Raw genomic sequence first — 16,039 nt, forward strand, 5'->3', positions numbered from 1 at the left:
AAGCCATTCGCTTCTTACTATTATATTTCGAAATCTTTTTTGATTTCTTTTATTGCTTTATCAACTTGATCTTGAATGCTTTCAAAAGTAGCTTCAATTTCTTTTCTCTTACCTTCTGATCTTGTCCAAGCTTCAACTTGAAGTATCTCTTCATAAGCCATTGTCATCCCTAATAAGTCTAGAGTTGGCTTAATCTTGTGTGCATAAGCATAAGCTTGCTTGTGATCTTTATCTTTAATACCTTGCACTATTTGTTTCAAATCTTGAGGCACTTCGGTTACAAAAAGTGAGATAATTTGCATTACAAATTCCGGATCATTATCCGAAAGAGCGTAAACTTTTGAGAGGTTATAATTTATTGCCATTATTTAACTTGTATTCTAAATGATTTTTTATTTTCTATGAATCCTTCTAATATATCGTTTGGTTTTACAGCACTTACTCCTTCTGGAGTTCCTGTAAAAATAATATCTCCTTTTTTTAATGTGAAAAATTGAGAAACGTGTGAAATAAGTTCATCAATTTTCCAAATCATGTGACTCGAATTTCCTTTTTGAACTACATTTCCATTGCTATGTAACTCAAAGTTAATATTTTCTAATGAAATAAAATCATTTTTCGGATAAAATTCACCAATTACCGCTGAACCATCAAAAGCTTTAGATTTTTCCCAAGGCAAACCTTTTTCTTTAAGCTTAGTTTGCAAATCTCTTGCTGTAAAATCGATTCCTAATCCGATTTCATCGTAATAATTGTGAGCTAATTTTGCATCTATATATTTTCCAACTTTATTTATTTTAACCAAAACTTCAACTTCATGGTGCACATCATCACTAAACTCTGGAATTACAAAAGGATGTTGTTTTAACAAAATTGCAGAATCCGGTTTTAAGAAAACTACAGGCTCATCAGGACGTTCATTTTGAAGTTCCTCGATGTGTTTAACGTAATTTCTTCCGATGCAAATTATTTTCATAGTTTTCAGTCTCAGTTTTCAGTCCTCAGTCTGCAAACTGCAAACTGTGACTGTAAACTTATTTTGTATTTAATTTTCTTAATTTAATTCCTGTCAATACTTTTTTAGTGTAAAGAGGAAAATCAGCACCTTGAATCCAACCATAGTAACCTGGTTCTTTTTCAAGCACTTCCTCTACTAATTGACCTTTGTTTTTTCCGAAAGTAAAAATTTCTTTTCCTTCATTATTCAAAGCAATAAAACCGGCAAAATCAACTGATTTTTTACGAGTTGTAAATTCAGCTAATGATTTCATGTCATTTTCTAAATCGTCATATCTGTCTAATTGTGCTTTTAGAATTTCATAAGTTGCCATAGTATCCGCTTCTGCAGAATGTGCGTTCTCTAAATTGGTACCACAATAAAATTTCAAAGCTGCACTTAAAGTTCGCTCTTCTTTTTTGTGAAAAATAGTTTGAACATCTACAGAAACTCTGTTTTTCATATCAAAATCAACTTCAGCACGAAGTAATTCTTCAGCTAAAAGTGGAATATCAAATCTATCTGAATTAAATCCAGCCAAATCAGAATCCTTAATCATATTATGAACTTGTGATGCTAATTCTTTAAACGTTGGCTCATTAGCAACTTTTTCATTGGTAATACCATGAACAGCGGTTGTTTGAGGTGGAATTGGAATTGTTGGGTTTACTAACCATGTCTTGCTTTCTTTATTTCCGTTAGGATATACTTTGAAGATTGAGATTTCTACAATTCTATCCTTCGCAACATCAATTCCTGTAGTTTCAAGGTCGAAAAAGCAAATTGGTCTGTTTAATTTTAATTCCATTTTTTAAAAATGTTAGCTGACAAATATAAAATAATGTTGTTACCGTTTATCGATTATTTTATTTTTTTATATTCTTTCAAACAAAAAACCCTTTCACAATAAGGAAAGGGTTGATTTACAATTATCTATACTATTAATATTCTCTATTTACATCAAATGCTTCTAAATACTCAGCTACACGTTTTACGAAACTTCCGCCAAGTGCACCATCTACAACTCTGTGGTCATAAGAATGTGATAAGAACATTTTCTGACGAATTCCGATGAAATCACCTTCTGGAGTTTCGATAACTGCCGGTACTTTTCTTATTGCGCCAAGAGCTAGAATTCCGACTTGTGGTTGGTTGATAATTGGAGTTCCAAATACCGAACCAAAAGTTCCTACGTTTGTAACTGTATATGTTCCTCCTTGTGTATCGTCTGGTTTTAATTTTCCTGCTTTAGCTCTATTTCCTAAATCGTTTACAGCTTTTGCCATTCCAACCAAATTCAATTGATCAGCATTTTTAATTACTGGAACGATAAGATTTCCGTTCGGCAAAGCAGCAGCCATTCCTAAATTGATGTTTTTCTTTTTAATGATGTAATCACCATCAACAGAAATATTCATTCCTGGAAAATCTTTTATTGCTTTTGCAACTGCTTCCATGAATATAGGTGTAAAAGTTAATTTCTCACCTTCGCGTTTTTCGAAAGCACCTTTTACTTTATCTCTCCATTTTACAATATTAGTTACATCAACCTCAATAAACGATTGCACGTGAGCAGACGTTTGAACCGAAGCGACCATGTAACCAGAAATCAATTTACGCATTCTGTCCATTTCTACAATTTCATCACCACCATTTACAGAAACTGGAACAGCAGAAGTTGTTGTAGATTGAACAGGTTGTGTTATAGGTTGTGCAACTGGAGTAACAGTTTGTGCTACAACTGGCTGACTTGTTCTATTCTTTACAAAATTTAATATATCTTCTTTAGTAACACGACCCTCTTTTCCTGAACCTGAAATACTTTCTAATTCAGCAACTGAAACACCTTCTTCTTTAGCAATATTTTTTACTAATGGCGAAAAGAATTTATCAGAACCACTAAAATCAGCTGGTGCAACATTTTCTTTAGCTACTTCAACTGTTTTAGCAACTTCAGCAACAATTGGAGCAGCAACTTCAGCAGTTTTAGGTGCTTCTACGCTTCCGCCTTCTGTTTCAATAATTGCAATAGTTTGACCCACTTTTACCACATCATCTTTCCCAAAAAGTTGTTCTACTAAAACACCTGAAACTTCACTTGGTACTTCACTATCCACTTTATCGGTAGCAATTTCAAGAACTGCTTCGTCCATTGCGATAGTATCTCCAACGTTTTTTAACCAATTGGTAATTGTTGCTTCAGCAACGCTTTCACCCATTTTAGGTAATTTCAATTCAAACTTTGCCATATCTTTAAACTAAAGTTGTGTTTTTTTATAATGATTGCAAAATTAGTAATTTTATCTTCATTTTGTAAAGAATACACTAATTTTTTAATGTTATGATTTCTCCTCTATCAATTGAATTATTGCTTCCAATAAGGTAATTAGAATTAGAAATATAATTCTTAAATGTTAAATTCTTACTTTTATTTGAATTCATAAAATCTATAATTTCTTTATAACCAAATGATTTTGTATCAAAAATGATTTCAGTATTCAAATTTACATTGTTTTTGAATTCTGAAAAATCATTTAAAATTGTTTCTTTTTTGTTCAAATCCAATTGTAATGAATCTTTAGAAAAAATTATATATTCATAAATCGTTCTTTTTATTTCTTTAGATTGATTTTTCTTAATAAACGAAAAAACAAAAACACCAATTTTCATAAAAAAGTCGAATACAACTGATTTCTTAAAATGTTTAGTATAAAAGAAATTCATAGCTTCTTGAAAGCGCTTCATATACTTTTCATCTCGAATAGTGCTTTCTCCTTTATAATGTATTACAGTTGTTTCATGAAAATAATAATTGGTTTTACCTTTTTTCAAAGCCATGTAACTCAAATCAATATCGTCAGAATACATGAAGCAATTTTCATCGAAACCTCCAATTTCATTATATAATTCGAGTTTCATTACCATAAAAGCACCAACCAAAATATCAACTTTTCCAGATTGATTTTCAGTTAAATGTTGCGCATAATACTTCCCAAAAAAATTTGAAATTTTATACAATCCGAAGATTTTAGTGAAGGCAACCCATGGAGTTGGTATGCCACGCTTACTTTCGGGTAGAAACTTTCCAGTTCCGTCAATAAGTTTACAACCAATTATTCCGGTGTTTGGCTTCCAATTTTTAGTATCAAGTATTTTAATAAAAGTATCTTCGGCAACTACTGTATCAGGATTTAAAATACAAATATAGTCGCCTTTGGCTTGTGCTACTCCAATGTTATTTCCTTTTGGAAAACCAAGATTCTCCTTGTTTTCAATAAGTTTTACATTTGGAAACAATTCTTTCATCATCACACAACTATCATCAGAAGAATTGTTATCAATTACAATGATTTCGCCATCAATGTTTTCAAGTGCTTTTTGAACACTTAAAACGCATTGCTCTAAAAAATAGCGCACATTATAATTTAGGATGATAACCGATAGTTGCATTTGACAAATATAATCTACTTTTGCAAAAAAAATACCACTGTGAATTACCTTTCTGTAGAAAATATTTCGAAATCATTTGGAGAACGTACATTGTTCAAAGACATTTCGTTTGGAATAAATAAAGACCAAAAAATTGCTTTTATTGCTAAAAATGGTTCTGGCAAAACATCGATAATGAAAATTATAAATGGTGAAGATGAGCCCGATACTGGACAAGTAGTAATAAGAAAAGAAATCAAAATGGCTTTTCTATCGCAAGTCCCTCAATTGCAAGATGAATTGACTGTTGAAGAAAGTATTTTTGCGTCAGACAATGAAATTCTACATGTAATTGAACGCTATGAAAAAGCATTAGAAAACCCAGAAGATACTGAAGCTTATGAGAAAGCTTTTGATGATATGGACCGACATAATGCTTGGGATTTTGAAACACAATTCAAGCAAATTTTGTTCAAATTGAAGTTGGAAGATTTTAAATTGAAAGTAAAAAACATGTCTGGTGGGCAGAAAAAGCGTCTATCGTTGGCGATTATTCTTATCAACAAACCTGATTTATTAATATTAGACGAGCCAACCAATCACTTGGATTTGGAAATGATTGAATGGTTGGAAAGTTATTTTGCAAAAGAAAATATTACGTTGTTTATGGTTACGCACGACCGTTTCTTTTTAGAACGCGTTTGTAACGAAATCATAGAATTGGATAACGGAAAATTATACAGTTACAAAGGGAATTATTCTTATTATTTAGAGAAAAAAGAAGAACGATTAGCTTCAGAAAATGCTTCTATTGATAAGGCACAAAATCTTTTTGTAAAAGAACTGGCTTGGATGCGAAGACAACCTAAAGCTAGAACTACCAAATCAAAATCACGTCAAGATGACTTTTATGTTATCAAAGAAAAAGCAGAAAGCAGAAGAAAAGAAAATAAAATCGAACTAGAAATCAACATGGAACGTCTTGGAAGCAAGATTATTGAGTTGCATAAAATTTCAAAAAAGTTTGGCGATAAAAAGATTTTAGAGAATTTTAGTTTCGATTTTCAACGTGGTGCTCGAATTGGGATTATTGGTAAAAACGGAACTGGAAAATCGACTTTTTTGAATTTATTGACGCAAACCATTCCAACCGATTCTGGAAAAGTTATTACTGGTGATACGATTAAAATTGGCTATTATACACAAAGCGGAATCAATCCAAAACCAGGACAACGCGTTATCGATATTATTAAGGAATACGGAGAATATATTCCGTTGATGAAAGGAAAATTGATTTCTGCAAGTCAATTATTGGAGCGATTTTTATTTGACAGCAAGAAACAATATGATTTTGTAGAAAAATTGAGTGGTGGCGAATTGAAACGATTATATTTATGTACGGTTTTGATTCAGAATCCGAATTTCTTGATTTTGGATGAGCCAACAAATGATTTGGATATTGTAACTTTGAATGTATTAGAAAGTTTCTTGTTGGACTTTCCGGGTTGCTTGCTTGTAGTTTCGCACGACAGATATTTCATGGACAAAATTGTAGATGATTTATTTGTTTTTAGAGGTGACGGAATTGTCGAAAACTTTCCAGGAAATTACTCTGATTTTAGAGCCTATGAAGATTCGGCTGAGCCAACAAATAAAGACGATAACAAGGAAAAGAACAATTGGAAAACTAAAACTATTTCTTCTGGTTTAGATTTTAATGAGCAAAAAGAGTTCAACAAAATTGAGAAAGAAATCAAAGATTTAGAATTCCAAAAGAAACAAATCGAGCAACTATTCTCTGACGGAAAAGTAGCCGATAAGGATATAGAAACCAAAGCTAACGAACTTCAAAAAGTGATTAAAACACTTGAAGAAAAAGAAGAACGTTGGTTTGAATTGAGTTCAAAAATGGAATAATAAACAGTAATTAGTGAATAGTGATTAGTGAATAGTGGACTAATTACTAGTTACTATTTACTAATAACTAAAAATGTTACACATAATAAAATCATACCTAAACTTCCATTGGAACTCCAAAAATGAACATGGAGTACATTCTCCATTTGTGTTTGATTTGGTTACCAAATGTTTTTATGATAAGAAAAAACATCCTGAATATTCTATTTTAAAAAACTACAGGAATTCACTTTTACAAAATAAAAACACGATTGAAGTAACCGATTTTGGTGCTGGTTCGAGAGTTTTTAAAAGTAATACAAGAGCCATAAACCAAATTGCAAAAAACGCTGGAATTTCTCCAAAAAGAGCGAAACTTTTATTTAGAATTGTAAATTATTTTCAACCAAATACAATTTTAGAAATTGGAACTTCTTTAGGATTAGCGACTTCTGCTCTATCTTTAGGGAGTAAAAATGCCAAAGTCATTACTTTAGAAGGTTGTCCAAATACAATGACAATTGCAAAAAATCAATGTGAATTGCAAAATCTAAATAACATTGAATTTATAAACACAAAATTTGAAGACTATCTAAGTAACTGTCAACTGAACACTGAACACTGCCAACTGATATACTTCGATGGCAATCATTCTAAAAAAGCTACTTTAGACTATTTTGAACTTTTAGTTCCGACAATTACCAACGATTCTGTATGGATATTCGACGATATTCATTGGAGTAAAGACATGGAAGAAGCTTGGCAAACAATTAAAAACCATCCAAAAATTACCGTAACTATTGATACCTTTCAATGGGGAATAGTTTTTTTTAGAACGGAACAAGAAAAAGAGCATTTTGTAATTAGAGCATAAAAAAATGGCAACCATCCCTGATTGCCATTTTCCTGAATTAATAATAAACAAAAAACCTTTATTCTTTAGCTTCTGCTGTTTCTCTACTTTTTGCACCCATTCTGTTTAATTTAAACATTGGTCCAAATTTGAATTTTATTGAAGCTATTGAGCTATTATCGTCAGATGTTAATCCTTCTTTTTCAACGGTATTTTTTCTGCTATCTAATGCTTCATACATTAGTTTAATTTCATCATAATCTTCTCTAGAAAAATCTTCTTTATTGTCTTTATAAGATTGGAAAAAAGTTTCATATGTTTTCAAGATATTATCTTTATTAACCCATGCAAAACTCATATCGTCGCCTATTTTTCCAGCACCAAAAAGTCTATCTCTTAAAAGCTGACTTGGATTTGGTTTAGCCGAAATTGTTACTGCTTTTTTTGTTTCCATACTTAACTTCAACTCATCATATTTTGCAACAGTTGCATTAATTTTTTCTTGAGATGCAGTTTTTGTAGCTTCATCAAGTGCAACTAAAGATTCATTTGCATCAGCACTTTTTCTATCAAAATCAGTAGCAATTTGATCCCAATTTGCCATCATTTCATCTGTGTCAGCCATTTTCAATGAATCTACATAGCTTTCAAGTTCACTGATTCTTTTATCTGCAGCCTCTTTTTCCTTATTTTGACAAGAAACCATTCCTATTAGAACCATCGAAAGGATTCCAAATTTTAACATACTTTTTTTCATAATTTATAAGTTTTAATATTTATGTAAAACTACTTCCAACATCCATTTGTAATGTTATATAATTAAATGTTAAACTTATATAAATGTCATTTTTTAGTTTTGAATTTGTAACTTTATACAGTTTTAAACTACTAATCATTTATTAGTCCAAATTATCATGTCAAACACTCTTATAAAAATCTCAGACATCAAAAGAGATTTCATCCTCGGAAACGAAACTATTTATGTATTAAAAGGAATTGATTTGCAAATCAATAAAGGTGAATATGTTGCTTTAATGGGACCTTCTGGTTCAGGAAAATCAACCTTGATGAATATTTTAGGATGTTTAGACACACCAACCTCTGGAACCTACATTCTTAACGGAAAAGATGTTTCTCAAATGCACGATGATGATTTGGCAGAAGTTCGTAACAAAGAAATTGGTTTTGTTTTTCAAACTTTTAATCTTTTGCCAAGAACAACCGCTTTAGATAACGTTGCTTTACCAATGATTTATGCAGGTTATCCAAAATCTGAAAGAAATAAAAGAGCTACAGAAGTACTTACCCAAGTTAATCTTTCTGACAGAATGGATCACCAACCTAATCAACTTTCTGGTGGTCAACGTCAGCGTGTAGCAGTTGCAAGAGCTTTGGTTAACAAACCATCCATCATTCTTGCCGATGAACCGACCGGTAACCTTGATAGTAAAACATCGGTAGAAATCATGAAACTTTTTGGAGACATTCACGCATCTGGAAACACTGTAATTCTTGTAACTCACGAAGAAGACATTGCCAAATATGCTCACAGAATCATCCGATTACGTGACGGAATTATCGAAAGTGATAAATTAAATGAAGGTCATTTATAAACCTTTCTTTTAGTTTTAATGGATTTTAGGAGCGAGTCGCTTGGACTTTATCTATAATCCTTATTCCTGCTGTCCATTCTGTCTCGTCCCAAAAGACGAGACGCCATTCCCATCAGGGCTAGTTGGTAATCCATATTAATTTTTGTTACCTTTGAAAAACTAATTACTAATTACTTTTCACTAATCACACAACAATGAAAGTATATACAAAAACTGGTGACACCGGTACAACTGCCCTTTTTGGCGGAACACGAGTTCCAAAACACCATATTAGAATTGAAAGCTATGGAACTGTTGACGAATTAAATTCACATATTGGATTAATTCGCGACCAAGAAATAAATTCGCACTATAAAGACGTTTTAATTGAAGTTCAAGATCGACTTTTTACTGTTGGAGCAATATTAGCAACTCCACCTGAAAAAGAAACGCTTAAAAATGGCGAAAAACGTTTACAAAATCTAGGGATTTTAGAAACTGACATTGACTATTTAGAAAAAGAAATTGATGCAATGGAAGATAGTTTACCACAAATGACACATTTTGTGCTTCCTGGTGGTCATACAACGGTGTCATATTGTCATATAGCTCGCTGTGTATGCCGTCGTGCCGAACGTTTAGCAGTACATTTAAATGACATAGAACCAACAGATGAACTAGTAATTAAATACCTAAACCGACTTTCTGACTATCTTTTTGTCTTGGCACGAAAGTTGTCCTTTGACCTAAAAGCTGATGAAGTTCAGTGGATACCAAGAAAATAGTATTTTCTAAAAATCCAAAAATAAAAATGCAAATTCCAAATTTTGGCAACAAAATCAAGGGTTTTGGGATTTGGAATTTAAAAATTGGAATTTAAAAAAGCACGTTCTTAACTTTAATTATAAAATAAATCAATTTTTACTTGACTATTTCAGTTAAAAATTTATTTTTGCATAAATTATAAAATCGAAAGCAGATGTATTGGACATTAGAATTAGCATCTTATTTAAGTGATGCACCGTGGCCTGCAACCAAAGATGAACTTATAGACTACGCAATTAGAGCTGGTGCTCCGCTTGAGGTAGTTGAAAACCTTCAGTCTATTGAAGATGAAGGCGAAATATATGAATCAATGGAAGAAATTTGGCCAGATTATCCAACTGACGAAGATTATCTTTGGAACGAGGACGAATATTAAAAAAAATAAACTAACACAACAGAAAAAAGTCTCCTTTGGGGCTTTTTTTTTGTTTAAATTTGCACACCCAAATTAGGGATAATAAAAAAATAAATACAAACCCATTATGAGTTTCATTAATAATATACTTAAAATTTTCGTAGGTGATAAATCTGAAAAAGATGTAAAAGCTACACAACCTTATATTGCTAAAATTAAAGCACTTGAACCAGCATTAATGGCTTTATCTCACGATGAGTTAAGAGCAAAAACTGCCGAATTCAAAGAAAAAATTAAGCTAGCTCGTGCAAAACAAGATTCTGAAATTGCTGCAAAAAAAGCAGATGCTGAAAACACATCAGATATCGATTTAAGAGAAGATATCTATAATGCTATTGATACTCTAGAAAAAGAAGCATACGAAATTTCAGAAAAAGTATTAATGGAAATTCTTCCTGAAGCTTTTGCAGTTGTAAAAGAAACTGCAAGACGTTTTAAAGAAAATTCAACTATAACAGTTACTGCAACATCAAAAGACAGAGAACTTTCAGCTACAAAATCTTACATCACATTGGATGGCGATAAATCTATCTGGGCAAACCAGTGGAATGCGGCTGGTAAAGAAATCACTTGGGATATGATTCACTATGATGTTCAGTTGATTGGTGGTATCGTTTTACATCAAGGAAAAATAGCCGAAATGCAAACAGGAGAAGGAAAAACATTGGTGGCTACTCTTCCTCTTTACTTGAATGCGTTAACTGGAAATGGAGTTCATTTAGTAACTGTAAATGACTACTTAGCAAAACGTGACAGTACTTGGAAAGCTCCTCTATTTGAATTCCATGGATTAACTGTCGATTGTATTGACAATCATTCTCCAAATTCTGATGCAAGAAGAAAAGCTTATGAAGCTGATATTACTTATGGTACAAACAATGAATTTGGTTTTGATTACCTAAGAGATAACATGGCACATTCGCCAGAAGATTTGGTTCAAAGAAAACACAATTATGCTATTGTTGACGAGGTTGACTCTGTATTGATTGATGATGCAAGAACACCATTAATTATTTCTGGTCCAGTTCCTGATGGTGATCGTCATGAATTTAACGAATTGAAACCAAAAATTGAAAATTTATTCAATCTTCAACGTCAACTTGCTAATGGATTTTTAGCAGAAGCTAGAAAATTGATTAAAGAAGGAAATACTAAAGATGGTGGTTTTCAGTTGTTGAGAGCTTATCGTTCGCTTCCAAAAAACAAAGCACTTATTAAATTTTTAAGTGAAGAAGGTGTAAAAGCACTTTTACAAAAAACTGAAAATGAATACATGCAAGACAACAACCGCAAAATGCCAATTGTTGACGAAGCATTATACTTTGTAATTGAAGAAAAAAACAATCAAGTAGAATTGACTGATAATGGAATCAAATTCCTATCACAAGATACTGATGAAAACTTTTTCGTACTTCCAGATATTGGAACTGAAATTGCTGCTATAGAAAAACAAAATCTAGAGAAAGATAAAGAAGCTGAAGCAAAAGAAAAATTATTTCAAGACTTCGGAATCAAATCGGAACGTATTCATACGCTTACACAATTATTAAAAGCTTACACTCTTTTTGAAAAAGATGTAGAATATGTTATCATGGATAACAAAATTCTTATTGTTGATGAGCAAACTGGTCGTATTATGGATGGTCGTCGTTATTCAGACGGATTACACCAAGCCATTGAGGCAAAAGAACAAGTAACCATTGAAGCTGCAACGCAAACTTTTGCTACAATTACACTTCAAAACTACTTTCGTATGTATAGCAAATTAGCTGGTATGACAGGAACTGCAGTTACAGAAGCTGGTGAGCTTTGGGAAATTTACAAATTAGACGTAGTTGAAATTCCAACAAACAGAGGAATTTCTCGAAACGATAAAGAAGATTTAATCTATCGTTCTGTTCGTGAAAAATTTAATGCTGTAATTGAAGATGTAACTCAATTATCTGCATCAGGAAGACCTGTATTAATTGGAACAACATCAGTTGAAATTTCAGAATTATTGAGTAGAATGTTAAAAATGCGTGGCGTTGCTCACAATGTATTGAATGCTAAAATGCACAAAAGTGAAGCAGAAATTGTTGCTGAAGCAGGAAAACCTGGAGTAGTAACAATTGCAACCAATATGGCTGGTCGTGGAACTGATATTAAATTAACTCCAGAAGTAAAAGCTGCTGGTGGTTTAGCAATTATTGGTACTGAGCGTCACGATTCGCGTCGTGTTGACCGTCAGTTAAGAGGTCGTGCTGGTCGTCAAGGAGATCCAGGAAGTTCTCAATTTTATGTTTCTCTTGAAGATAACTTAATGCGTTTATTTGGTTCCGATAGAGTTGCAAAAGTGATGGACAGAATGGGATTAAAAGAAGGTGAAGTTATTCAACATTCTATGATGACTAAATCTATCGAAAGAGCTCAGAAAAAAGTAGAAGAAAATAACTTTGGTACTCGTAAACGTTTGTTAGAATATGATGACGTTATGAATGCACAAAGAGAAGTAGTTTACAAACGTCGTCGCCATGCTTTACATGGAGAACGTTTGAAACTAGATATTGCAAATATGATGTATGATACTTGCGAAGTAATCGTTGGTGATAATAAAGCAAGTAATGATTTTAAAAACTTTGAATTCGAATTAATTCGTTATTTCTCGATAACTTCACCGGTATCAGAAGGTGATTTTGCAAAATTATCAGAAATGGAATTGACTGGTAAAGTTTATAAAGCTGCAATGCAATATTACACTGAAAAAACAGAAAGAAGTGCAAGAGAAGCATTCCCTATCATTGCTAATGTTTATGAGAAAGAAGGAAATACGTTTGAGAGAATTATAGTTCCTTTTACAGATGGTATCAAATCATTAAATGTTGTTACCGATTTGAAAAAAGCATACGAATCTCATGGAACACAATTAATTGCTGATTTTGAGAAGAATATCACACTAGCAATCGTTGATGAAGCTTGGAAAAAGCACTTACGTAAAATGGATGAATTGAAACAATCAGTTCAACTTGCTGTTCACGAACAAAAAGATCCATTACTGATTTATAAATTAGAAGCTTTTAATTTATTTAGAACCATGTTAGATGGCGTAAATAAAGAAGTTATTTCGTTCTTGTTTAAAGGTGATTTACCACAGCAAAACAATAATATACAAGAAGCAAGAGAAGTAAAACGTAAGCAAGATTACATTGAATCTAAAGATGAAATCCCAAATAGCGACACCCTAGCGGAACAAAACCGTGAAGCTGGACAAACGCAACAACGTCAAGTAACAGAGACTATCGTTCGTGATCAACCTAAGATTAACAGAAACGATAACGTTACAATCAAACACGTTATGAGTGGAAAAACAGAAAGCTTGAAATACAAAAAAGCTGAAAGTATGATTGCAAGTGGTGAATGGGTTATCGTTAACGAATAAGTAAATTTGCTCAAAATACAATCCTCAATTGTGAAAGCAGTTGAGGATTTTTTTATATTTGAAAAAAATAATTATATGTTTGAAAACAAAACATTATCTGATCAAGAAAACCCAAAAAGCATACAAGAGTATGTTATTTCAAGCCTTATTGCTGAACAACCTAAACGACTAATTATTGCTGCTTTATTAGAAAATGGAATCGACGAAGAAGCAGCAAAAAAACTAATTGCTGATGGCGAAGACAAATTAATGGATGCTGAAAGAGCAGAAGCTAACAAAGATATACTATATGGAGCCATTTGGCTTGTAGTTGGAATCGCAATTACCTTTTCGGGAGTTGGATTAATAACCTACGGAGCTATAATTTATGGTTTATTTAGATTATTCAAAGGATTAAGTAATACAAATATTTTATAAAAAAACATGCAAAACATCATCGACCGCTTTATAAGCTATGTCATTATCGATACTGAATCGGATGCAAATTCTCCGACGACACCAAGTACTAAAAAACAATTAGATCTTGCCAATTTATTAGTTAAAGAATTAAATACTATCGGATTAACCGAAGTTACCATTGATGAAAATGGCTACGTTATGGGAACATTACCTAGCAATGTTGACCATGAAGTTCCAACAATAGGATTTGTTTCCCATTATGATACATCTCCAGATTTTACTGGTAAAGATGTAAAACCACAAATTATAGAAAACTATGATGGTGGCGATATTGTTTTAAATAAAGAGCAAAATATCATTCTTTCTCCAAGTTATTTTAAAGATTTATTATTGTATAAAGGACAAACTTTAATTACAACAAACGGATTAACACTTTTAGGCGCTGATGATAAAGCTGGCTTAACAGAAATTGTTACCGCTATGGAATATTTAGTGCAACATCCTGAAATTAAGCATGGAAAAATAAGAGTTGGATTTACACCTGATGAAGAAATTGGTCGTGGTGCCGATATTTTTGATGTAGAGAAGTTTGGTGCAAAATGGGCTTACACTATGGACGGAAGTCAAATTGGTGAATTAGAGTATGAAAACTTTAATGCTGCTGGAGCAAAAATCAAATTCAAAGGAAAAAGTGTACATCCTGGTTATGCCAAAGGTAAAATGATAAACTCAATGCTTATTGCAAATGATTTTATAAACCAATTACCAAAGAATGAAATTCCACAAGAAACAGCAGATTATGAAGGATTTTACCATGTTGTAGGTCTTTCAGGAAGTATTGAAGAAAGTGTAGTTGAATTGATTATTCGTGATCATGATGCCAATTTATTTCAAGAAAGAAAAAATAAAGTTTTAGAAATTGCTGAAGGAATTAATAAAAAATTCGCTCAACAATTTGGCGAAGATATTTGTATTGCAGAAGTAAAAGACCAATACTACAACATGCGTGAAAAAGTTGAACCAATGATGTTTATTGTAGATTTAGCCGAAGAAGCTATGAAGCAATTAGGAATCACACCGTTAATAAAACCAATACGTGGAGGAACAGACGGCTCAAGATTATCTTACATGGGATTACCGTGTCCGAATATATTTGCTGGAGGGCATAATTTTCATGGAAAATATGAATATGTTCCAGTAGAAAGTATGCAAAAAGCCGTTGATGTAATTGTAAAAATTGCTGAGTTAACAGCTACAACAGATTTTTCAAATAAGTAATCCTTTTTTTTGTATGGACGAAAAAAATCCTTGGATGAAATATGATTATTGGGACGATGAAATTGAAATAATTAAATCAATTCTCAATAAAACCGAATTAATTGAAACTACAAAATGGGGTGGAATTGTTTATACCATAAATAACAAAAACGTCATTGGAGTTGGAGCTTTCAAAAATTATTTTGCTCTTTGGTTTTATAATGGAGTATTTCTAAAAGATGAATTAAATGTTTTAGTTAATGCCAATGAAGGCGTGACCAAAGCACTTCGTCAATGGCGATTTACTTCTAAAGAGGAAATCAACGAAAAAAAGATTTTAGCTTACATCAATGAAGCAATTGCAAATGAGAAAGAAGGAAAATCAATTAAACCAACTAAGAAAGCAAGAATTGTTTGTGCGTTTTTAGATGCCGAATTAGAATCAGATAAAGAACTTTCTATTGCTTTTGAAAAATTTACATCTTCAAAACAAAATGAGTTTCTTGAATATATTGAAACCGCAAAGCAAGAAAAAACTAAACTTGCAAGATTTGAAAAAATCAAACCTATGATTTTAAATAATATAGGTTTGAATGATAAATACAGATAAAATAGTCAAAAAAAAAATCCCAAACTTCATCATTTGAAATTTGGGATTTTTTAATATTGGAATCTAAACTTATGCTTTCTTGTTCAAAGCAGCACTCATATCAAGAGATATAGCAGACTTTTCCATTTTTAATTTTCCTGACATTGTTTCAATAACAACTGTAGTTTCAGCTAATTCAGCAATTTTACCATGAAAACCACTTTTAGTGACTATTTTATCACCTACTTTCAAACTACTTTCAAACTCTTTCTCTTTTTTAGCTTTCTTTTGTTGTGGCACTATCATAAATAAATAGATTACAACAAACATTAGAATAAACGGTAAAAACTGACTTATCTGTTCCATATT

At 32.0% G+C, this 16,039-nt stretch carries 16 protein-coding genes; 9 read left to right on the forward strand and 7 right to left on the reverse strand.

Going from position 1 to position 16,039, the window contains the following annotated elements:
- Positions 1-20: 20 nt before the first annotated feature.
- From ABD766_RS08220 to ABD766_RS08240, 5 genes are all read right to left on the reverse strand, one after another.
- Positions 21-365, reverse strand: a complete 345-nt coding sequence (locus ABD766_RS08220; protein WP_344816219.1) for an Hpt domain-containing protein — start codon at positions 363-365, stop codon at positions 21-23.
- Positions 365-976: a fumarylacetoacetate hydrolase family protein gene (locus tag ABD766_RS08225; protein ID WP_344816220.1), complete on the reverse strand. Its 612-nt coding sequence runs from the start codon at positions 974-976 to the stop codon at positions 365-367. The genes ABD766_RS08220 and ABD766_RS08225 overlap by 1 nt, the downstream gene beginning before the upstream one ends.
- Before the next feature lie 58 nt (positions 977-1,034).
- The gene (locus tag ABD766_RS08230; protein WP_344816221.1) at positions 1,035-1,805 is read right to left on the reverse strand and encodes an exonuclease domain-containing protein; all 771 of its coding nucleotides are present in this window, start codon (positions 1,803-1,805) and stop codon (positions 1,035-1,037) included.
- 133 nt (positions 1,806-1,938) lie between these two features.
- On the reverse strand, positions 1,939-3,246 hold the full coding sequence (locus ABD766_RS08235) for a dihydrolipoamide acetyltransferase family protein (protein WP_344816222.1): 1,308 nt from the start codon (positions 3,244-3,246) through the stop codon (positions 1,939-1,941).
- Positions 3,247-3,322: 76 nt separating this feature from the next.
- Entirely contained in the window at positions 3,323-4,447 is a 1,125-nt protein-coding gene (locus tag ABD766_RS08240) for a glycosyltransferase family 2 protein (protein ID WP_344816223.1), read from the reverse strand.
- Positions 4,448-4,486: 39 nt separating this feature from the next.
- Between ABD766_RS08240 and ABD766_RS08245 the strand changes: the two genes are divergently transcribed.
- Together ABD766_RS08245 and ABD766_RS08250 are read left to right on the forward strand one after the other, a co-directional pair.
- Positions 4,487-6,343 (forward strand): ABC-F family ATP-binding cassette domain-containing protein, encoded by a 1,857-nt coding sequence (locus ABD766_RS08245; RefSeq protein ID WP_344816224.1) that lies wholly within the window; start codon positions 4,487-4,489, stop codon positions 6,341-6,343.
- A gap of 73 nt (positions 6,344-6,416) precedes the next feature.
- Positions 6,417-7,196 (forward strand): O-methyltransferase, encoded by a 780-nt coding sequence (locus ABD766_RS08250; protein WP_344816225.1) that lies wholly within the window; start codon positions 6,417-6,419, stop codon positions 7,194-7,196.
- A gap of 58 nt (positions 7,197-7,254) precedes the next feature.
- Here ABD766_RS08250 and ABD766_RS08255 read toward each other — a convergent pair whose 3' ends face one another.
- On the reverse strand, positions 7,255-7,932 hold the full coding sequence (locus tag ABD766_RS08255; protein WP_344816226.1) for a hypothetical protein: 678 nt from the start codon (positions 7,930-7,932) through the stop codon (positions 7,255-7,257).
- A gap of 157 nt (positions 7,933-8,089) precedes the next feature.
- Here ABD766_RS08255 and ABD766_RS08260 point away from each other — a divergent pair, with 157 nt between their 5' ends.
- From ABD766_RS08260 to ABD766_RS08290, 7 genes are all read left to right on the forward strand, one after another.
- Positions 8,090-8,788: an ABC transporter ATP-binding protein gene (locus tag ABD766_RS08260; protein WP_344816227.1), complete on the forward strand. Its 699-nt coding sequence runs from the start codon at positions 8,090-8,092 to the stop codon at positions 8,786-8,788.
- 194 nt (positions 8,789-8,982) lie between these two features.
- Positions 8,983-9,552, forward strand: a complete 570-nt coding sequence (locus ABD766_RS08265) for a cob(I)yrinic acid a,c-diamide adenosyltransferase (protein ID WP_344816228.1) — start codon at positions 8,983-8,985, stop codon at positions 9,550-9,552.
- Positions 9,553-9,746: 194 nt separating this feature from the next.
- Positions 9,747-9,968 (forward strand): DUF2795 domain-containing protein, encoded by a 222-nt coding sequence (locus ABD766_RS08270; RefSeq protein WP_022828503.1) that lies wholly within the window; start codon positions 9,747-9,749, stop codon positions 9,966-9,968.
- 106 nt (positions 9,969-10,074) lie between these two features.
- Positions 10,075-13,425, forward strand: a complete 3,351-nt coding sequence (gene secA, locus ABD766_RS08275; protein ID WP_344816229.1) for a preprotein translocase subunit SecA — start codon at positions 10,075-10,077, stop codon at positions 13,423-13,425.
- 75 nt (positions 13,426-13,500) lie between these two features.
- Entirely contained in the window at positions 13,501-13,842 is a 342-nt protein-coding gene (locus ABD766_RS08280) for a hypothetical protein (RefSeq protein ID WP_344816230.1), read from the forward strand.
- A gap of 6 nt (positions 13,843-13,848) precedes the next feature.
- Complete coding sequence (pepT, locus tag ABD766_RS08285; RefSeq protein ID WP_344816231.1) at positions 13,849-15,102, forward strand: peptidase T; 1,254 nt, start codon at positions 13,849-13,851, stop codon at positions 15,100-15,102.
- Positions 15,103-15,115: 13 nt separating this feature from the next.
- Positions 15,116-15,691, forward strand: coding sequence for a YdeI/OmpD-associated family protein (locus ABD766_RS08290; protein WP_344816232.1), 576 nt, complete (start codon positions 15,116-15,118; stop codon positions 15,689-15,691).
- Between the two features lie 69 nt (positions 15,692-15,760).
- On the opposite strand, the gene yajC is transcribed toward ABD766_RS08290, so the two are convergent.
- Positions 15,761-16,036 carry a preprotein translocase subunit YajC gene (gene yajC / locus ABD766_RS08295; RefSeq protein ID WP_344816233.1) on the reverse strand — a complete coding sequence of 92 codons (276 nt, stop codon included), beginning with the start codon at positions 16,034-16,036 and terminating at the stop codon, positions 15,761-15,763.
- Positions 16,037-16,039 lie beyond the last annotated feature (3 nt).

This window comes from Flavobacterium cheonanense, assembly GCF_039539185.1.
GTDB classification, from domain to species: Bacteria; Bacteroidota; Bacteroidia; order Flavobacteriales; family Flavobacteriaceae; genus Flavobacterium; species Flavobacterium cheonanense.